The organism is Cyanobium sp. FACHB-13342 (assembly GCF_014697415.1).
Classification (GTDB): Bacteria; Cyanobacteriota; Cyanobacteriia; order PCC-6307; family Cyanobiaceae; genus Cyanobium_A.
On record NZ_JACJRT010000010.1, the window covers coordinates 17,149 to 35,949 of the forward strand.

Below are 18,801 nucleotides of genomic sequence, written 5' to 3' on the forward strand. Positions count from 1 at the left end.
CGCCGGGGCCCTAGGCCCGTTTCTAGGATGGAGGGCCTCCAGCCCAGGGCGATGACGGCCACTGCACCCGCCCAAGGGAGTTCTTCGGGCCCGAACCTCTCCCCTCACCAGGCCGTTTCCCGCCATGGCCGGGGCCGGCCCTGCGTGATCACACGGCGGGCCACCTTCAGTGCCAGCCACCTCTATTGGTTGCCGGAGCTGAGTGCGGAGGAGAACCAGGTCCGGTTCGGACCCTGCAGCCTGGCCCCTGGCCATGGCCACAACTACACCTTGATCGTGGCGATGGGCGGGCCCCTCGACGGCGATGGCATGGTGCTCAACCTCTCGGACGTGAAGCACGCCATTCGGGCTGAGGTGACGGCCCAGCTCGATTTCCGCTTCCTCAACGACGCCTGGCCGGAGTTCGACCTCAGCCGTCCCGAGGGACGGCTGCCCACCACCGAAGCCCTCTGCCAGGCGATCTGGACCCGCCTGGCCCCCAAGCTGCCCCTGGTGGGGCTGCGCCTGCACGAAACCGACACCCTCTGGGTCGACCTGCTCGCTCCCCTCTCTGCCCCGACCCCCATGGAAGCCTTCCTCTCGATCCGCACCCACTTCGCCGCCGCCCATCGCCTGGCCCGTCCCGAGCTCTCCCAGGGGGAGAACGAAGCGATCTATGGCAAGTGCGCCCGGCCCCACGGCCACGGCCACAACTATCTGCTGGATGTCACCGTGCGGGGTCCTATCGACGCCCGCACCGGCATGGTGTGTGATCTGGCGGCCCTGCAGCAGCTGGTCGACGACCTGGTGGTGGAGCCCTTTGACCACACCTTCCTGAACAAGGACGTGGAGCACTTCGCCAGCACCGTGCCCACCGCCGAGAACATCGCCCTCCACATCGCCGATCTGCTCACCGGCCCGATCGCCGCCACCGGTGCCCGGCTGCACAAGGTGCGCCTGCAGGAGAGCCCCAACAACGCCGCCGAGGTGTTCGCCGAAACTCCCCAGCTGGAGATGGTGCCCGCGGCCCTGGAAGCCCTGGTGGCCGGCTGAGCCACGCCGGTGTCGGGCCTGAAGGTGCCCAGCCTGCGTCTTGTGCTGGCCGTGAGCCTGGATGGCCGGCTGGCCCCTCCCGAGGGCGGTGCGGCCCAGCTGGGAGGCAGTGGGGACCGTCGGGTGCTGGAGGAGGCCCTGGCCTGGGCCGACGGCTGTCTGATCGGTGCGGAAACCCTGCGGCGCCACGGCAGCACCTGCCTGATCCATGCTCCCGACCTGCTGGCCCAGCGGCTGGCGTCTGGCCGCGGCAACCAGCCGGTGGCCGTGGTGGTGAGCAGCACGGCGCGTTTGTCCGCTGATCTTCCGTTCTGGCAGCAGCCCCTGGAGCGCTGGTTGCTGGCCCCAGCAGGGACGCTGCCGCAGCAGGGATTTCAGCGGCAGCTGGACCACGCGGGGTGGCCTGGGGCCCTGGCGGCCCTTCAGGCCGCTGGATTGGAGCGGCTGGTGGTGCTGGGCGGCGCCAACCTGGCGGCTGGCCTGCTGGCGGGAGGCTGGATCGATGCACTCCAACTCACCCTTTGCCCCCGTCTGCTGGGTGGGCCCCACAGTTGGGTGCCGCTGCAGGCGGCCGTTCAGGGGGGCGCCTGGCAGCTGGAGGAGCTCCGCCGTTTGCCCGCTGATGAGCTGCTGGTGCGCTACCGGCGTGTTTTGGCGAAGCCTTGAGCCAGCTCCTTGAGTGGGATGGCCTGGAGGCTGTCGGCCGGGAGCCCCAGCATCTTGGCCAGGCAGCGTTTGACCACCACTTCGCTGTCGGTGCCCAAGTCGCCCCGAATCATGTCCCCCAGAATCGCCAGGCTGCGGCCGCTGTCCGCGGTTTCCTGCACCAGGCACTGGCTGGTGGGCCGGGCCAGCTGGGCGCAGGGGGATTCCAGCTTGGCGGCCAGGGCGGCATTGCCGGATGAGCCGGTCTCCACGCAGACGGTTTTGAGCCGCTGCTCCAGTTGGGGGCGCATCAGCTGCAGCACGGGCAACAGCAGGCTCGTGAGCAGCACGGGTGCGACCAGGGCACGGATCGGTTGGGGCACCGCAACGGCACAGCTCTGGTTAGTTTTGCCCCTCACCCCCCTTGCCGGCCGTCGTGGCAGCCATGGCTGAGTTGCAGGCCCGCTGGCACCAGAGCCTCTCCGCCATCCCTGAGGACAGCTGGGATCGCCTGCTGACCGCCGCCCACCCCCAGGAGCTGCCCTTCTATCGCTGGCGCTGGCTCCACCAGCTCGAGGCCAGTGGCAGCATCGTGCCGCGGGAGGGCTGGCAGGGCTGCCACCTGGCCCTGTGGCGCGGTGAGCAGTTGGTGGCGGTGGCGCCGCTGTATCTCAAGGGCCACAGCTACGGCGAATTTGTTTTCGACCAGAGCTTCGCCCAGCTCGCCGGCCAACTCGGCCTGCGCTACTACCCGAAGTTGGTGGGGATGAGCCCGGTGAGCCCGATTCAGGGCTACCGCTTTCTGATCGATCCCCACGAAGACGGGGCGGCCTTCACGGCCCTGATGCTCGATCTGATCGATGATTTCTGCCGCCAGCACGGGATCCTCAGCTGCAACTTGCTCTACGTCGATCCCCAGTGGCAGCCCCTGGCTGAGGCGGCCGGCTGCGCGGCCTGGGTCAACCAGCAGAGCCTGTGGACCAATCCCGGCCATGGCGACTTTCAGGCCTATCTGGCCAGTTTCAATGCCAACCAACGCCGCAACATCAAGCGGGAGCGCCAGGCCGTGGCGGCGGCGGGTCTGGTGGTCACCCCCCTGGAGGGGGAAGCCATTCCGCCGGCCCTGGTGGGGCGGATGCACGCGTTCTATGCCCAGCACTGCAGCCGCTGGGGTGCCTGGGGCAGCAAGTACCTCAGTGAGGCCTTTTTCGCGGCCCTGGCTTCGGACCCGGACCTGCGCCGCCATCTGGTGCTGTTCAGTGCCCACCGCGGCGATCCGGCAGAGCCGGTGGCCATGTCCCTGTGCGTGTCCGCCGGGGACCAGCTCTGGGGGCGTTACTGGGGCAGCGACGAGGAGATCGACTGCCTGCATTTCGAGGTCTGTTACTACGCGCCGATCGCCTGGGCGATCGAGCGGGGCATTCGGACGTTCGATCCCGGTGCCGGCGGCAGTCACAAGCGCCGCCGGGGATTCGTGGCCCAGCCCCGCGTCAGCCTCCACCGCTGGAGCGATCCCCGCTTCGCTGGGATTCTGCGGGGCTGGCTGCCCGGCGCCAATGCGGAGATGGCCGAGCTGATGGCGGCCATGAATGCGGAGCTGCCCTTTACGGCTGCCTACGATCCACCCCATGCCTGATCTGCCTCCCACCCGCCAGGAGCTCGACGACCGGCTCTCCCAGCGGTTTATCGCTCTGGATCCGCTGGGCTACTTCCTGATTCGCCTCGACCGGGACACCCAGGAGTTGGTGGCTGAGCACTACGGCAACGGCATCGATGAGCGGGGCCTGGCCACCGATCCAGACACCGGAGAGGTGTTGAGCTGCCGGGGCGCTGGCCCCCGCGTGCCGATCGCCGTGTATCGGGCCCGATCGGCCAAGCAGCTGGGTATCGCCCTCACGGAGGGTCCTGGCCCCCATCCCTTGAGCCGACTGGACCACGCCCTCTACCTCGGCCGGGAACTCCAGCGTGCCGAGGCCTGCCTGGAGCAGGGCCTGGACTACGTCCAGGACTGACGGGGTCGGACGACCGACGGGTCCCGGTTCAGACCGGCTGCAGTTCGCGGCTGGGTTCGGCCGGGGCTTTGGGGGGATCGGGCGGCAGGGTGGCCAACTGTTCTTCGATCTCGCGGCGCACGATCGAGCGGTATTCGAGGAAATGCTCGTTGTGGGCCAGGATCGAGAGGAACCCGGTGAAGCGCTTGGGATTCTGGCGCGCCATGCCGTAGAGCGCCTTCCAGAACCGAACCCGGGTGTTCCGCTTGACCCCCTGGCGCCAGAGAATGATTCCCAGGGCCCTGAGGTCTACCCAGCTCGGGGGCTTGGCGGGGCGGCTGCCCGGCACGATCAGTTCTTTGTATTTCTGGGGCGGCAGCTTCAGGAAGTAGGAATAGACGCGATCAATGAAAGCGTTGGGTTCATAGAGGGCGCCAAAGGCATCCACGTATTCATTCGCGATGTCGCGAATCGGCCGGGTGGGAACGAAATTGAGCAGGTTGGTCTGGTTGACACCCTTGGCCGCCGCCTTGCCTTCAATCAGACGACCTTCCTTCTCGAGGCGATGCCAGAGGGCCGTATTCGGCAGGGCCTGGAGCATGCCCATCATCGCGTGGGGGATCCCCGTGCGGGTCACAAATTCGACGATGCGGCGGCCGGCGCCATCTTTTTCGCCATCAAAACCGATGATGAATCCGGCCATCACCCGCAGGCCGTAGGAGGTGATCTTGTTGACCGAGTCCTCCAGGGAGCTGCGGGTGTTCTGAAGTTTGCCCGCGGTTTCGAGGCTCGATTCGTCGGGGGTCTCGATGCCGAGGAAGACGCTTTCAAAGCGGCATTCCACCATCATCTGCATCAGGTCGTCATCGGCCGCCAGATCCACGGAGGCCTCGGTGGCGAAGCTGAAGGGGAATCCGTGGTCAATCTGCCATTGGCGCAGCAGGGGGAGCAGCAGTTTGACGTTGCGCTTGTTGCCGATGAAGTTGTCGTCCACGAGGAAGACAGATCGACGCCAACCCAGGTCGTAGAGGGTTTGGAGTTCGGCGATTAGCTGTTCTGGATTTTTGGTGCGGGGCTTCCGCCCGTACAACACGATGATGTCGCAAAACTCGCACTGAAAGGGGCAGCCCCGGGAGAACTGCACAGACATCTCCGAATAGGCGTTCAGTTCGAGCAGGTCGAAGCGCGGAATCGGCGTGCCGGTGACATCCGGCTTGACCCCATCGGAGCTGAAGCGGCCGGAGGTCTCTCCCCGCTCCAAGGCTTCGATGAACATCGGCAGGGTGATTTCACCCTCATCGAGGACCTTGAAATCGGCTAGGTCGAGTTCCGGGGCATCCGGGGTGGAACTGGCAAAGGGCCCACCCACGGCCACGGGGATCCCCCGTTCCTTGGCCGTGGCGATCTGCACGGCCATGTCGGCCTTCTGCACGATCATGCCGGAGATCACCACCAGTTCAGCCCAGTCCCACTCCGCCGGCGTCACCTCGCGCACGTTGCGGTCCACCAGCTTCATCTCCCAGTGCTGGGGAAGCAGGGCCGCCACGGTTACCAGTCCCAGCGGTGGGAGCAGCACCTTGCGGTCGATCAGCTCGAGGATTTTTTCGTAGCTCCAGAAGGTTTTCGGGAACTCGGGATAAACAAAGAGCGTGCGCATTCAGGGCAGCAGAGCTGGGGAGAAAACTGGGCTGAGCCGGAGCTCTAGGCGCTTGGCCCCTGGGGCCAGGGCGCTGAGGCTGCGCTGGAAAGCGTCGTAAGTGGGTAAAAGCCTAGGAGGTTTACGGAAATCCTGAAGCTCGCCGCCGTTCTGCTGTAATGGCCCCATCATTTTCTGGATAGCCATGGGTGTCGCGATCTATCTGGGTCTCGTTGGCGGCGGACTGGCCGTGGCCATCGCCGCATCCATCGTGCTGCGCGGCATCAAGCTGATCTGAGTTCTAGTCGCAGTCGGTGGCGGAGCTGGAGTTCCGCCAACCCCAGCACCAGGCCCGTTCCGCCGAGGAGGGCCATCGTGGCCTGCAGCCCGATCATCAGGCTCAGGGCGGCGGCCATCAGGCCACTGAGGCCGCCGCCCCCCAGGAAGGCGATCTGCCCCAGGCCGGCCATACGCCCCCGAATGGCCATGGGGGAGCCCACCTGGCTGATCAGGTTGACCCCCGACAACAGGCTGGCGGTGCCGGCGCCAATGGCAAAGGTGGCGGCCAGTCCCAAGCCGCTGGTGGTGGGTTGGCTGAAGCGGGCCAACGCCAGCTGGGCGATGGCCGTGATCAGGGTGCAGCTGCCCAGCAGCAGGGCTGGCCTTTGGCTCAGCCAGCGACTGTGGCGTTGCAGTACCAGCCCGCCGCTGATGCTGCCGGCGGCCAGCACGCTGGTGAACAGGCCCAGGGCCTGGGGTGATGGCCCCAGAAGATCCCGGGCCATCAGGGGGGCCAGACCGGGGTGGAAGAACCCCACCAGGCAGGCCACGGCCGTGAAGCGCAGCACGTGGCGGAGCACTGGTCCACTGGTGCTCCAGGCGGCCCTCAGGCTGGCGGAGGCACCGGGGGCACTGCGTTGTTCCCGGCTCCGGTCTGGGCTGAGCAGCCAGACCACCGAGGCGATGGGCAACAAAAAGGTGGCGGCATCGATCGCCAGGGCGGTGCCCGCTCCCGTCCAGGCCAGCAACCAGCCCCCGAGAGGTGGCCCCACCAGCTTGCCCACGTTGAACACCACCGAGAAGCTGGTGAGGTAGGGCGCCAGTTGCTCGGGGCTCTCCACCAGCAGGGCGCAGTACTTGTTGCGGGCCGAGAGTTCGTAGGCGCTGGCGATGCCCACCAGCAGGGTGCTCAACAACAGCAGGCTCACCTGCAGCCCCCCATCGGTGAGCGGAATCGCAATGGCCCCGAGCAGGCCGGCGCCGAACAGCCCCCACTGGGATCGGATCAGCACGCTTTCGCAGCCCAGCCTGTCGGTCATCACGCCGGCGGGACCACTCACCAGCAGGGTGGGCATGGCCAGAACGGCGAAATGCAGGGCCAGCAGCAGGGGGTTGTTGCTGCCATCGATCAGGATCCAGCCCTTGGCGGTGAGGCCCCCGAACGAGCCGGCCGTGCTCAGCCCCGACGCCACCAGAAAGGTGGTGCGTTGGTGCTCCCGCCAGTTCAAGCTCCCGTCCGTCGGGAGGCGAGCACGTCGTCCACCATGGCCCTGGCCCCCACCACTTCACCCACCAGGTCGTAGGTATCGGCGGCGGTGATGCGCACCGGCACCATCGTTCCCGGGGCGGCGCAGAGGCCTCCCTCTCCCGGCAGCACCCGCACCTCGCCATCCACGTCAGGGGCATAGCGGGCGCAGCGGCCCAGCATCTCGCCGGTGCTCGGGTTCTCCTGTTCGATCAGCACATCCACGATCCGGCCCACCCAGGCGCCATTGCGCTCGGCGGCGATCGGCTGCTGCAGGGCCATCAGGCGGTCTTTGCGCTCCTGGGCGATCGCGGCCGGCACCGGATCCGGCAGGGCGGCCGCCGGGGTGCCTTCCTCCGGGGAGAAGGTGAACACGCCCACGTGGTCGAAGCGCTGCTCGGCCACAAAATCGAGCAGGTGCTGGAAGTGCGCCTCGGTTTCGCCCGGGAAGCCCACGATGAAGGTGGTGCGCAGCACCGCCTCGGGCAGTTGCTCGCGGATGCGTTGCAGCAGGCCCGCGGTGACGTCCGCCTGCCAGGGGCGATTCATGGCCCGCAGCACATCGGGATGGCTGTGTTGCAGGGGTAGATCCAGGTAAGGCAGCACGTTGGGCACCTCCCGATAGGCCGCCAGCACCTCGGGCGTCAGTCCGGTGGGGTAGGCGTAATGCACCCGGATCCAGGGGATTTCCACCTCGCCGAGGGCCCGCAGCAGCTGGGCCAGCTGGGGTTTGCCGTAGAGATCCAGGCCGTAGTTGGTGGTGATCTGGCTGATCAGCACCAGCTCCTGCACACCCTGGGCGGCCAACTGTTGGGCTTCCGCCACGATGCTCTCGATCGGGCGGGAGCGTTGATCGCCGCGCAGGTGGGGAATGATGCAGAAGGCGCAGCGGTAGTCGCAGCCCTCGGCCACCTTCAGATAGGCCACGGCCTCGGAGGTGGTGCGGTAGCGGGGCAGGTGCTCATCGGCCACGAAGGTGGGGATGGCACTCACCTGGTTGACCCGCTCGCCGGCTTCCACCCGCTCCAGCACGCTGACGATGTGCTGGTAATCGCCTGTGCCCACAATGGCCTTGGCCTCCGGCAGGGAGTCGAGCAGCTCCTCCTGGAAGTGTTGGGCCAGGCATCCAGCGATGATCAGCTCCTTGCCCTGTTCCGCCAGCTCCACCAGGGTGCGCACCGATTCCTCCCGCGCGTCCTGGATGAAGCTGCAGGTGTTGACCACCACCACGTTGGCCTCGCTTTCGTCGGCGCTCACGCCATAGCCGGCCTGGGCCAAGAGGCCGAGCATGTGCTCGGTGTCCACCCGATTTTTTTCGCAGCCCAGGTGGGCGAAGGCCACGGTTGGTTTGGTCATGGGAAAGGGCCAGCCGACTGTCCACCCTATGGGGGCGTCTGAGGTGGCGGTTGAGCCTGGGGCTGCGAGAATCCACCCAGTGCAGCCGTTGCCGTGACCTCCACCCGCCTCAGCCAGCGACTCAGCTCGTCCCGGCGCCGCAGTGACCCAGCCCGTCGCTGGGCTCGGGTGGCCATGGCCGTGCTCGCCACGATTGGCTTCATCGACACCGGCGCCATCACCCTGAAGCGATGGGGCCTGCTGGGCCCCTTGAGCTGCCCTGGCGGTGCCGAAGGCTGCGACAAGGTGCTCAACAGTGCCTGGGGCAGTCTGTTTGGGCAGCCCCTGTCGCTCTTCGGCTGTTTGGCCTACGCGGCGGTGCTGGTGCTGGCGGTGCTGCCGCTGGTGTTGCGGGGAGATTCACGGGCTGCCCTGGCCCAGCGCAGCTGGTGGGGCCTGCTGCTGCTCAGCACCGGCATGGCGGTCTTCAGCCTCCTGTTGATGGGGCTGATGGTCGTGAAGATCCAGGCGTTCTGCTTTTTCTGTGTGCTTTCCGCATCCCTGAGCCTGGGACTGTTCGTGCTCAGCCTGGTGGGCGGGGAATGGGACGACCGGGGCCAGGTGCTGTTCCGCGCCGTGATTGTGGCCCTGATCGTGGCCATGCTCGGCCTGGGCTGGGCGGCCTCCGTGGATCGCCCCGAGACAGCGGCCGGGAAGGGCGTGCCCCCCGCCGTTGTCGCCATCAGCAGCCCGCAGGCGGTGGCTCTGGCTGACCATCTCACCCGCACTGGAGCGGTGATGTACACCGCCTATTGGTGTCCCCACTGCCATGAACAGAAGGAGCTGTTCGGCAAGGCTGCTACCGAGCAACTCACCCTGGTGGAGTGCGCCGCCGATGGGCGCAACAGCCAGAAAGCCCTCTGTGACGCCAAAAAGATCCAGGGTTTCCCCACCTGGGAGATCAACGGCCAACTCGACTCCGGGGTGAAATCCCTGGCTGAACTCGCCCAGCTCTCGGGCTACACGGGCCCCCTTAGATGAGCACCCTGGCGGTGGAGGGGGGGTGATCGCGCCGTTGATCGGTGTGGCGTTGCCAAAACGGTTGGGCTGCGGGAGCGTCCGTGCGGTGATGGCCGCCGCGGCTCTCCTGACGGAACAGGGCTGCCTCCATCAGCAGGCCGGCTAGAACCAGGCGCTGGTGGCACTCCTGCAGCCGTTTGAGCGCAGGCACGATGGCGGTGGGCAGGGGGAGGGAGGGGCCTGGCTTCAGGGCCTGGAGCTGCCGCCATGCCGGGCTGGCCTCCAGCTCTTGGCGCTGGCGGCGCACCTGCAGGAGGGCCGGTGCCAGGGCATGGGGGCTGCGTTCCACCCCCGCCACCTGCCAGCAGAGCTCCCGCAGGGCACTGATCTTGGCTTCCAGACTGGCCTGGCTTGGTAGATCCAGGCTTTTGAGCGGGGGATCTGCGGGAGGCTGGTCGGGCAGGGTTGGTGCTGCCCCCGCGCTAAGGCGGATCTCCCGGAGCTGGCGGGCAAACACCAGGCACTCCATCAGCGAATTGCTGGCCAGCCGGTTGGCTCCATGCACACCGGTGCAGGCCACCTCCCCCACGGCATAGAGGCCGGGCAGGCTGGTGGCCGCCTCCAGATCGGTCCACACGCCGCCCATCCAGTAGTGGGCCGCGGGGGCCACCGGGATGGGGGCGCTGGTGGGGTCCAGGCCCAGGTCGCGGCATCGGCCCAGGATGGTTGGGAATTGCTGCTCCAGGCGGGCCACGCCAACGGGACGCAGATCCAACCAGAGATGGTCGACGCCGAGGCTGGCCATCCGGCGGGCCAGGGCGCGGCTGACGGCGTCCCGGGGGGCCAGATCACCCCCGGGCAGGCCGGCCACGGGGCTGGCCCCGTGCGCGTCCACCAGCCGGGCCCCTTCGCCGCGCACCGCCTCGGAAATCAGGAAATGGGGAGCCCCCGGCAGCATCAGGGCCGTGGGATGGAATTGCACGAATTCCAGGTCGCGCACGACGGCCCCGGCTTGCCAGGCCATCACCACCCCATCGCCGCTGGCCAGGTTGGGATTGGTGGTGTGGGCAAACAGGTGGCCCCCCCCCCCGGTGGCCAGAACCACGGCCCGGGCCCCCAGCCAGTGGATGCGATCGCCGTCGAGCACCTGCAGTCCAACGCAGCGACCGTGCTCCACCCAGAGCTGAAGGGCTAGAACCCCTTTGCGCTGCTCCAGCTGGGGCCTTCGCTGCACCTCCCGTTCGAGGGCGTCCACCAGGGCCCCGCCGGTTCGGTCCTGGGCATGGAGCACCCGTCGGTGGCTGTGGGCGGCCTCCAGGGTGGTGCTGAGACCGTCGCCATCCCGGTCAAAGGCCATGCCCAGCTGGAGCAGACGCTCCACGCACACCGGGGCCTCATGCACCAGCCGCTCCACGGCCGCCCGATCGCACAGTCCCGCACCGGCACGCAGGGTATCGATGACGTGGCTGGTGAAGCTGTCGTTGGGGCGGGTGACCGCCGCGATGCCGCCCTGGGCCCAGCGACTGGCGGATCGGGGATTGGTGCGGGCATCACCGGGCGGATCCTGGTCCTTGCTGAGCAGCAGCACCCGCAGATGGTGGGGCAGTTCGAGGCAGGCCATCAGGCCCGCGGCTCCGCTACCGACGACCACCACATCCCAGGACTGCTCTGCCATGGCGGCTGAAGGCATCCGGCAAGGGCCGGCACGAAAAAAGCCGCCGGAAGGCCCCGACGGCTTTCAAGGTGAACGGAACTTTAAGGGTCAGCGGTACTGGCCGTCGTTGATGCGGTCGTCGCCTTCGTTGAGGGCGATGGAGGCCGCCGTGACGGTGAAGTTGTCCTTGTACTTGTTGAACAGCTCCTTCTGACGCTCGGTGAGATCGAGCTTCAGCACATCATCGACGCTGTTGTAGGGGCCCCCCAGCACGATCTTGCCGGCGAGGGTTGGATACATGCCTGGGTAAGCCTGAAACCGGCGGACGGAGCAGTTGTTGAGATCCACCTTGCCGGCCCGCTCGGCGATTTTGTCGTCGGCCAGATTGCGCAGGTCTGCGGCCTGGGCGGCCGGGGGGATCAACAGTGTGACCAGGAGGCCGGCCAGCACCACCCCACTCATCAGCCAGGCAACCAGCCGTTTCATCACGACACTCCGTTGAACTACGGGAAGGGAGGCGGCCGGGGCCACCGGAAGCCCAACGTTACAGAGGAGAGACGGAATCCCTTCCTTCAGGCCGGAAGCCTTTTGCAGATCTTCAGATGAAACCGGGTTAAATCAAGCCACTGAGGCCTGGTGCCAACAGGGCTGCCAGGAGGAAGAGGGCATCCACGGCCAAGGTTGTGGCCAGGGCTGCGCTGGTGACACGCCCCACCTCGCCCCGTTGCCAAAGCCAGCGGCAGGCTTGAAGCAGCACCACGGCACAGCCGATCACCAGCAGCAGGGGCAGTGGTGACAGCACCTGGAGGGCCGCCGTTTGCAGCAGCAAAGGCGCGTCTGCCGGGCTGGCACTGAGCACCTGGGGCCAGAAGCCCATTACGCCGCTGGCGGCCATGGCGGCGTCCGTCGCGGCAGTGCCCAACAGGGATCCCAGGTAAAAGCCGCAGGCCAATTTCCAGGGTCCGCGCAGGCCGGCCAGGGCCAAGGGCAGCACGAAGGCCTCAATCGGTAGGTGCCAGACCGGATGGAGCCGGCACCAGCCCCAAAAGAGGCAGCCCGCCAGCCAACTGCCGCTGAACCCCACCAACAGTTGGCCCGCCCGGCTGAGCCTGGGGTTGGCCTGTTGGCTGCACAGCAAGGCCAGGGCCAGCAGTGGGGCCGTGAACAGGGCGGCGCTGAAGGGAGCAAGTCGTACCCAGGGGGCCTGCAGGAACACCGGCAAGGTCACCAGCAGCCCGCTGATCAGGCTGAGGCCGGGGCTCCTGAGGCTGACAAAAAATGGCCAGCTCGGTTGCTCAGGAACCGTCCTGTCGCCAGCCTGGAAGCCAACTCCGGCTGTGAGGGGGGCCGGGAGAAGTGCGCTGGGACGGGCCCCGACCACCAAGGGATGTGAAGAAAGTTGTCCAACCTTAAGGGGTCGAACGGGGGAGTCCGGCCATAGGGTCGCCCCAATCTCTGTGCGTCGTGATGTTCCTGTTTGCCGCCGAGCCGGTTCTGCCCCCTGCGGACGTGGGCTTTTGGGAAGCCTGTTTTCGCTCCTTGGTGCTCGGCGTGGTGCAGGGATTGACCGAGTTCCTGCCGATCAGCAGCACGGCCCATCTCAAGGTGGTTCCGGTGTTGCTGGGCTGGGGAGATCCCGGTGTGGCGGTGACGGCCGTGATCCAGCTGGGCAGCATCGCCGCAGTGCTGGCCTATTTCCGTGCAGACCTGGCTGAGGTGCTGCGGGGGGTGGCCAGGGCCTTTCGCCATGGGCAGTGGAACGACCCCTCGGCCCGCATGGGGGTGGCCATTGCCCTGGGCACGGTGCCCATTGTGTTGGCGGGTCTGGCCCTGAAGCTGTGGGTGCCGGGCTACGACAACTCGCCGCTGCGCAGCATGGCTTCGATCGCGCTGGTCTCGATTGGGATGGCCCTGTTGCTGGCTTGGGCCGAGTTGGTGGGCCGTCGCCGGCGGGAGCTGGACGACGTGCAGCCGCGAGACGGCCTCTGGGTTGGCCTGGCCCAGGCCCTGGCCCTAGTGCCTGGGGTGTCCCGCTCCGGCAGCACCCTCACTGCGGCCCTGTTCGACAGCTGGCAGCGGCCCGCGGCGGCCCGGTTCTCGTTTCTGTTGGGCATCCCGGCCATCACCCTGGCGGGTCTGGTGTCGCTGAAGGAGGCCTTCTCGGCCCCCGCCGGAGGGGGGCCATGGCCCCTGTTGGTGGGCATCGTCGCTGCGGCAGTGGTGTCCTGGCTCGCGATTGCCTGGTTGCTGCGTTTTCTGCAGCACAACAGCACCTGGGTGTTCGTGGTGTATCGCCTCCTGTTCGGGGTCGGCATCCTGGTGTGGCTGGGCGCCAAAGTGGGGGCCTAGCCAAGGCCTTGACGCCGTGTGGAATGAGCCCTCTGCGGGCATTGCCCTTGCCGCCCTGGAGGGCGACGCCCCCAGGCTCCCTTCGCCTGCGGTGGTGGCTTCGGTGGAGCCCGGTTCGATCGGCGAGGAACTCGGTTTTCAGCCGGGAGACCGCCTGCTCAGCATCAACGGCAGACGACCGCGCGATCTGATCGATCTGCAGGTTCTGGTGGGCGAGGAGGAGCTGGTTCTCGAGGTGGAGGACCCGGACGGCACCCGTCACACCGTGGAACTGGAGAAGGATCTCGATGAGGGCCTGGGACTGGGGTTTACCGAAGCTCTTTTTGATGGGCTCAAACAGTGCAACAACGCCTGCCCCTTCTGTTTCATCGACCAGCAGCCCCCGGGACGGCGCAGCAGCCTCTACCTCAAGGACGACGACTTTCGGCTGAGTTTTTTATACGGTTCCTACCTCACCCTCACCAATCTCACCGCCGCCGATTGGCAGCGCATTGAGGAGCAGCGGCTCTCCCCTTTGTATGTCTCGGTGCATGCCACCGAGCCCGAGCTGCGCCGTCGCCTGCTGGTGAACCCCCGGGCAGGCCAGCTGCTGGAGCAGCTGGCCTGGTTTGCCCAGCGCAATCTCCAGATTCACGCCCAGGTGGTGGTCTGCCCCGGCGTCAACGATGGCGAGGCCCTGACGCGCACCCTGGAGGACCTGGCGGGATTTGCTGGTGGCGACTGGCCTGCGGTGCTGTCAGCGGCCGTGGTGCCCGTGGGCCTCACCCGGTTCCGTCCCGCTGGCGATGCCCTGGTTCCTGTTGATCGGGATCGGGCGCGCCGGGTGATCGCCCAGGTGGAGCCGCTCCAGCAGCAATTCCAGCGGCGCCTGGACAGCCGTTTTGCCTGGCTGTCAGATGAGTGGTATCTGATCGCGGGACGCCCCTTGCCTCCCCGGGATGCCTACGAGGATCTGCCCCAGCAGGAGAACGGTGTGGGCAGCATTCGGGCCTTCCTGGAGGCGCTCGATCAGGCCACCCAAGACTTGCCCCATGCCCTGCCCCAGCCCCGGCGGCTCAGCTGGGTGGTGGGCCGCCTCGTGGCCGAAGCGCTCCAGCCGGTGGTTGCCCGCCTGAATGCGGTGGAGGGTCTGGAGTTGTTGCTCTACGGCCTGCCCAGCCCCTATTGGGGCCAGGACCAAGTGGTGACGGGGTTGTTGACGGGTTCTGATCTGCTGAGCGGCCTCGCGGAACGCGACCTGGGCGAAGCGCTGCTCCTGCCAGCCGTGATGCTGCGTCAGGGCGAGCCCGTCTTCCTTGATGATCTCAGCCTGGCCGAACTGGAACGCCAATTGCCCGTGCCGGTGCGTCTGCTCCATGGTGCAGACGATCTTGTGGCCTCATGTTTGGGCGTTCCTTGTCAATCTCCGTAAGATTCGCGCGATAGCACTGTTCCTGGCGTGTCTCAATTCCACCTGCGTATAGCTCTCCTCGGCCTGCTGGGGGCGCCGATGGTTGCGCTTGCCGCCGAGGCCCAGGAGCCCACTGCACCTGCATCCACCGCGTCCCAGCAGGTGGCCTCCCAGGCCGATGCCGGCCTGCCGATGCCCCCGCCCCTGCCGCTGGCCCCGGAAACCCTGCGCAGCGTCACCACCACCGGTCCGGCCGAGGTGGTTAACCTCAAGCTGCAGGACGCCACCAGACCGCGCCAGCCCGTGCCCGTGACCGAAGTCACCGAGCGCACCACCACCACCACCACCAAGCAGCGGGGGTATCGCCCCCGGTTGAACCCAACCCTGGTCACCCCCGCCGCCACCAAGCTGGCCCCTGGTCTGGAGAACCTGCCGGCCCCGGCGTCCCTGGCTCTGCCCGTGAGCATCGATCAGGTCCGCATCATGGAACTGCGGCCCCTCAGCCTCGGGGACGTGGAGAACCTGGCCGAGGTCAACAACCCCAACCTCAAGGCGATCGCCAGCCAGGTGGATCAGGCCCAGAGCAACCTGCGGGCCCAGATTTCCCAGTGGTATCCCAACCTCAACTTGGACGCCTCCTCCCTGCCTGTCTTCACGACGGGTCAGGCCAGATCTAAAAATGCCGCCGGCATCACCACCGAGGCGGCCACGGATCGCTGGGACTTGGGTGCGGCCATCACGGCCCAGTGGTCGTTGATCAACCCCCAGCGGGTGCCCACGATTGCGGCGGCCCGTGACCAGTTTGAGAAGGCCAAATACCAATATGTGATTTCCCTCCGGGACCTGCGTCTCCAGGCGGCGACGGCCTATTTCGATTTGCAGCAGGCCGACGACCAAGTGCGCATTGGTCAGGAGTCGGTGCGGGCTTCGATCGTGAGCCTGCGGGATGCCAAAGCCCGCTTCCAGGCTGGTGTGGCCACCAAGCTTGAGGTGCTCGAGGCGGAAACCCAGCTCTCCCGCGACCAGCAGCTGCTCACCTCGTCCCTGGCGGAGCAGGCGATTGCCCGCCGCGCCCTGGCGGCTCTGCTGGACTTGCCGCAGAACGTCACCCCTACCGCCAAGGATCCCTCCCGGGTGGTCGGTGTTTGGCAGCCATCCCTCCAGGAGAGCATCATCGCGGCCTACACCTTCCGCGAGGAGCTGGATCAGGCCCTGCTCGACATCTCCATTGCCAACAGCCAGGCCAATGCAGCCCTGGGGCAGGTGCAGCCGTTCCTCAACATCTTTGCCGGCTTCTCCGGCAACGTGTTTGACGGCCAGGATCCCGTGATCGTGGCCCAGCCTGGCGTGGATGGCACCAACTACGACACGGCCCTGGGCGTCAACCTCAGCTGGCGGATCTTCGATGGCGGTGCGGCGGCAGCCCAGTCCCGCCAGAACAAGCAGCTCGCCCAGGAGAACACCTTCCGCTTTGCCCAGCGTCGTGACGGCATCCGCCAGGAGGTGGAAACCAGCTTCTACGAGCTGGAGAAGAACAACCGCAACATCGTCACCACCTCCCGGGAAGTGATCTCGGCCCGGGAGTCGTTGCGGCTCGCCCGCCTGAGGTTCCAGGCCGGCGTCACCACCCAACGGGAAGTGGTGGACAACCAGCGCGATCTCACCCAGGCCGAGGTGCGCTACTCCAACTCCATCACCGATTACAACAAGCGTTTGGCCGAGTTGCGCCGCCGCACGGGCCTCGACCAGGTGGCCGGGTGCACACCCCTGGCGCTGCCGGCGGTCAAACCACCTGGGGCTTCAGCGGTGCCCGTTGAGCCCACTCCCCTGATCCCGGCCTGCCAGGCCGCATCGATGGGGGCCATCTGATTCGGTGACTGGGGCCCCAGCGGACCAGGGCCGCTCCCTGGGCCTGGTCAACACCATGCGGCTGGGGCTGTTTCAGGGTTGCCTGGGTTGCCTGGCGGTGATTTTTGCCGGTTTGCTCAACCGGATCATGCTCAGCGAGCTTGACTTCCCCGGGCTGCTGGTGGGCGGAGCCCTGGCCTTTGAACAGTTCGTGGCCCCCTCGCGGGTGCTGTTCGGTCAGATCTCCGATGCCCATCCGTGGGCCGGTCGCCACCGCATCCCCTACATCTGGTTGGGCACAGCCCTGTTCTGTGGCCTGGCGGTGCTGTCCATCCCGCTGATTTTCCATGTGGGGCGCCTGCTGCAGGCAGGCGCCCAGCCGGAGCTCGCCTTTGGGATTGCGGCCTTGTGTGGACTGTTTGCGCTCTACGGGCTGGCCATTTCCCTGGCCACCACCCCCTATCTGGCCCTGGTGATTGACCGCACCAGCGAGGCGGAACGGCCCCGGGCGGTGGGACTGATCTGGTGCCTGCTCACGGTGGGGATCGTGATCGGAGCCATCGCCATCAGCCTCAGTCTGCGCCGACTCGATGGCATCACCGATCCCTCCTTGCTGGAACCCGTCTTGCTGGGCTTCATGGGTCGGGTCGCAGGGGTGGTGCTGGGCCTCACGGTCGTGGCCACCCTGGGCCTGGACCCCCGCGTCAGCACGGGCGGCCCCACCGGTTCAGCTGGAGAACGGCGGGATGACGCCATCACCCTGGCCCAGGCCTGGACCCTGATCACCTCCAGCCGTCAGGTGCTGGTCTTCTTCTCCTTTCTGGTGCTGTTCACCCTGGGCCTGTTTCTCCAGGACCCAATTCTGGAAAGCTATGCCGCCGACGTGTTTGGCATGCCCATCGCCGCCACCGCCTCCCTCAATGCCCTCTGGGGGATGGGCACGTTGGCGGGTCTGCTGTTGGCGGGCTTCTGGATCGTGCCCCAACTCGGCAAGCTGGCCACGGCCCGTCTGGGCTGTCAGTTGATTCTGGCCAGCCTGGTGCTGCTGGCGCTGGCCGGTCTGGTGGCCAGGGTGCCCGTGCTCCAGGTGGTGATGGTGCTATTCGGCCTGGCGGCCGGCATCGGCACCAACAGTGCCCTGGTGTTGATGCTCGACCTCACCCTGCCGGAGGCGGCCGGCACCTTTGTCGGAGTGTGGGGCTTGGCCCAGGCCCTCTCCCGCGCCCTGGGCAAGGTCATGGGCGGCGGATTGTTTGATCTCGGCCGGGGGCTCCAGCAGATTTTCGATCTCGGGGCGTCCCCCTATCCCCCCTATGCCCTGGTGTTCCTCGTGGAAGCGACGGTGGCGTTTGCGGCCCTGGTGTTGCTGAGTCGTCTCAACCTGCGTCAGTTCAGGGAGGATACGGGTAGGAGTCTCAGCAAGGTGCTGGCCCTCGAGCTCGGATGAACGCTGAACCCCTCGCCCCGTTGGCCCCGGCCCTTGACCCCGGACTGGTTGCCCTGATTGATCAGGTGGCCGAACGGCAACGGGCTGATTTCGGCCACATGGCCTCCGATCTCAAGGCCGACGGCAGCCTGATCACCGCCTGCGATCGCTGGAGTGACGCCACCCTGGTGGAGGGGCTGGCGCGCTGCTTTCCAGGAGAGGGGGTGCTGAGCGAGGAAGGCGACAAGACCGTGCCCGGATCCGACGCCTACTGGGTGGTCGATCCCCTGGATGGCACCACCAATTTTGCGGCGGGGATTCCCTACTGGGCCATCTCCCTGGCCCGTTTTGAGGGCGGCCTCCCGGTGCTGGCGGTGCTGGACGTTCCCCCATTGCGTCAGCGCATTGTGGCGATCCGGGGTCAGGGGGCCTGGCGCAATGGCCGCCTGCTGCAGCCCCCCTCGTTGCAGACCCATCCGGCGGGTTGTGCCTCCCTCTGCAGCCGTTCGATTGGGGTGCTGCAGAAGCTCCCCAACCAACGCTTCCCAGGGAAAATCCGGCTGTTGGGGGTGGCCAGCCTCAATCTGGTGAGTGTGGCCATGGGGCAGACCGTGTCGGCGCTGGAAGCGACGCCGAAGATCTGGGATCTGGCTGCGGCTTGGCTGGTGCTCTCCGAACTCAACTGCCCCACCCGGTGGTTGGTGCGCTCGCCGGAAGGGATTGGCGCTGGGGTGGATCTCTCTGCCGCAGATTTCCCAGTGCTGGCGGCGGATCGGCCGGAGACCCTGGCGCGCTTCATGCCCTGGGCCGAGGCGCTGATCTCCTGACCTTGTCCTTGGGGGCACTGAGGTGTTATGTTTTTGGACTGCGCGCGGAAGGGAGACCTGAGCGAGCAGGCTTACGACAGAAGGAGGCGCGAGCCGACGGTGTTGTAAGTTTTCTGAGTCGCC

The 18,801-nt window shown here is 67.0% G+C and carries 18 protein-coding genes; 11 read left to right on the forward strand and 7 right to left on the reverse strand.

Annotation, left to right across the window (positions count from 1 at the left end; all coding sequences use genetic code 11):
- Positions 1–51: 51 nt before the first annotated feature.
- Positions 52–1,032, forward strand: coding sequence for a 6-carboxytetrahydropterin synthase (locus H6G16_RS09180; protein ID WP_190390028.1), 981 nt, complete (start codon positions 52–54; stop codon positions 1,030–1,032).
- A gap of 18 nt (positions 1,033–1,050) precedes the next feature.
- Positions 1,051–1,698: a dihydrofolate reductase family protein gene (locus H6G16_RS09185; protein ID WP_190390041.1), complete on the forward strand. Its 648-nt coding sequence runs from the start codon at positions 1,051–1,053 to the stop codon at positions 1,696–1,698.
- Here the strand turns inward: H6G16_RS09185 and H6G16_RS09190 are convergent.
- Positions 1,671–2,060, reverse strand: a complete 390-nt coding sequence (locus H6G16_RS09190) for a hypothetical protein (RefSeq protein WP_347238845.1) — start codon at positions 2,058–2,060, stop codon at positions 1,671–1,673. The genes H6G16_RS09185 and H6G16_RS09190 overlap by 28 nt on opposite strands.
- A gap of 62 nt (positions 2,061–2,122) precedes the next feature.
- On the opposite strand from H6G16_RS09190, the gene H6G16_RS09195 reads away from it, so the two are divergent.
- Both H6G16_RS09195 and H6G16_RS09200 read left to right on the forward strand, forming a co-directional pair.
- Positions 2,123–3,313, forward strand: coding sequence for a GNAT family N-acetyltransferase (locus tag H6G16_RS09195; RefSeq protein ID WP_190390029.1), 1,191 nt, complete (start codon positions 2,123–2,125; stop codon positions 3,311–3,313).
- The gene (locus H6G16_RS09200; protein WP_190390030.1) at positions 3,306–3,689 is read left to right on the forward strand and encodes a DUF4346 domain-containing protein; all 384 of its coding nucleotides are present in this window, start codon (positions 3,306–3,308) and stop codon (positions 3,687–3,689) included. Before H6G16_RS09195 ends, H6G16_RS09200 begins: the two co-directional genes overlap by 8 nt.
- 28 nt (positions 3,690–3,717) lie before the next feature.
- On the opposite strand, the gene H6G16_RS09205 is transcribed toward H6G16_RS09200, so the two are convergent.
- Complete coding sequence (locus H6G16_RS09205) at positions 3,718–5,325, reverse strand: B12-binding domain-containing radical SAM protein (protein WP_190390031.1); 1,608 nt, start codon at positions 5,323–5,325, stop codon at positions 3,718–3,720.
- Positions 5,326–5,509: 184 nt separating this feature from the next.
- Between H6G16_RS09205 and H6G16_RS09210 the strand changes: the two genes are divergently transcribed.
- The gene (locus tag H6G16_RS09210; protein ID WP_094561510.1) at positions 5,510–5,602 is read left to right on the forward strand and encodes a cytochrome B6; all 93 of its coding nucleotides are present in this window, start codon (positions 5,510–5,512) and stop codon (positions 5,600–5,602) included.
- Here H6G16_RS09210 and H6G16_RS09215 read toward each other — a convergent pair.
- The gene (locus H6G16_RS09215; protein ID WP_190390032.1) at positions 5,589–6,812 is read right to left on the reverse strand and encodes an MFS transporter; all 1,224 of its coding nucleotides are present in this window, start codon (positions 6,810–6,812) and stop codon (positions 5,589–5,591) included. The two genes, H6G16_RS09210 and H6G16_RS09215, sit on opposite strands and share 14 nt — an antisense overlap.
- A complete protein-coding gene (gene rimO, locus H6G16_RS09220; protein ID WP_190390033.1) occupies positions 6,809–8,185 on the reverse strand; it encodes a 30S ribosomal protein S12 methylthiotransferase RimO in 1,377 nt (458 codons plus the stop codon). Before rimO ends, H6G16_RS09215 begins: the two co-directional genes overlap by 4 nt.
- A gap of 93 nt (positions 8,186–8,278) precedes the next feature.
- Here rimO and H6G16_RS09225 point away from each other — a divergent pair, with 93 nt between their 5' ends.
- Positions 8,279–9,205: a vitamin K epoxide reductase family protein gene (locus H6G16_RS09225; protein ID WP_347238846.1), complete on the forward strand. Its 927-nt coding sequence runs from the start codon at positions 8,279–8,281 to the stop codon at positions 9,203–9,205.
- Here the strand turns inward: H6G16_RS09225 and nadB are convergent.
- The 3 genes from nadB to H6G16_RS09240 form a co-directional block, all read right to left on the reverse strand.
- Positions 9,198–10,859 (reverse strand): L-aspartate oxidase, encoded by a 1,662-nt coding sequence (nadB, locus tag H6G16_RS09230; protein WP_190390034.1) that lies wholly within the window; start codon positions 10,857–10,859, stop codon positions 9,198–9,200. The two genes, H6G16_RS09225 and nadB, sit on opposite strands and share 8 nt — an antisense overlap.
- Positions 10,860–10,946: 87 nt before the next feature.
- On the reverse strand, positions 10,947–11,324 hold the full coding sequence (gene psbU, locus H6G16_RS09235) for a photosystem II complex extrinsic protein PsbU (protein WP_190390035.1): 378 nt from the start codon (positions 11,322–11,324) through the stop codon (positions 10,947–10,949).
- Positions 11,325–11,451: 127 nt separating this feature from the next.
- Positions 11,452–12,066, reverse strand: coding sequence for a DUF3120 domain-containing protein (locus tag H6G16_RS09240; RefSeq protein ID WP_347238847.1), 615 nt, complete (start codon positions 12,064–12,066; stop codon positions 11,452–11,454).
- A 239-nt stretch (positions 12,067–12,305) separates the two neighbouring features.
- Here H6G16_RS09240 and H6G16_RS09245 point away from each other — a divergent pair, with 239 nt between their 5' ends.
- The 5 genes from H6G16_RS09245 (at position 12,306) to H6G16_RS09265 (ending at position 18,678) form a co-directional block, all read left to right on the forward strand.
- Positions 12,306–13,187, forward strand: coding sequence for an undecaprenyl-diphosphate phosphatase (locus H6G16_RS09245; protein ID WP_190390036.1), 882 nt, complete (start codon positions 12,306–12,308; stop codon positions 13,185–13,187).
- A 16-nt stretch (positions 13,188–13,203) separates the two neighbouring features.
- Positions 13,204–14,598, forward strand: a complete 1,395-nt coding sequence (locus tag H6G16_RS09250) for a TIGR03279 family radical SAM protein (RefSeq protein WP_190390037.1) — start codon at positions 13,204–13,206, stop codon at positions 14,596–14,598.
- A gap of 78 nt (positions 14,599–14,676) precedes the next feature.
- The gene (locus H6G16_RS09255; protein ID WP_190390038.1) at positions 14,677–16,446 is read left to right on the forward strand and encodes a TolC family protein; all 1,770 of its coding nucleotides are present in this window, start codon (positions 14,677–14,679) and stop codon (positions 16,444–16,446) included.
- Between the two features lie 55 nt (positions 16,447–16,501).
- Positions 16,502–17,872, forward strand: coding sequence for a BCD family MFS transporter (locus tag H6G16_RS09260; RefSeq protein WP_190390045.1), 1,371 nt, complete (start codon positions 16,502–16,504; stop codon positions 17,870–17,872).
- Positions 17,869–18,678 (forward strand): inositol monophosphatase family protein, encoded by an 810-nt coding sequence (locus tag H6G16_RS09265; RefSeq protein WP_190390039.1) that lies wholly within the window; start codon positions 17,869–17,871, stop codon positions 18,676–18,678. Before H6G16_RS09260 ends, H6G16_RS09265 begins: the two co-directional genes overlap by 4 nt.
- Positions 18,679–18,801: the final 123 nt, after the last annotated feature.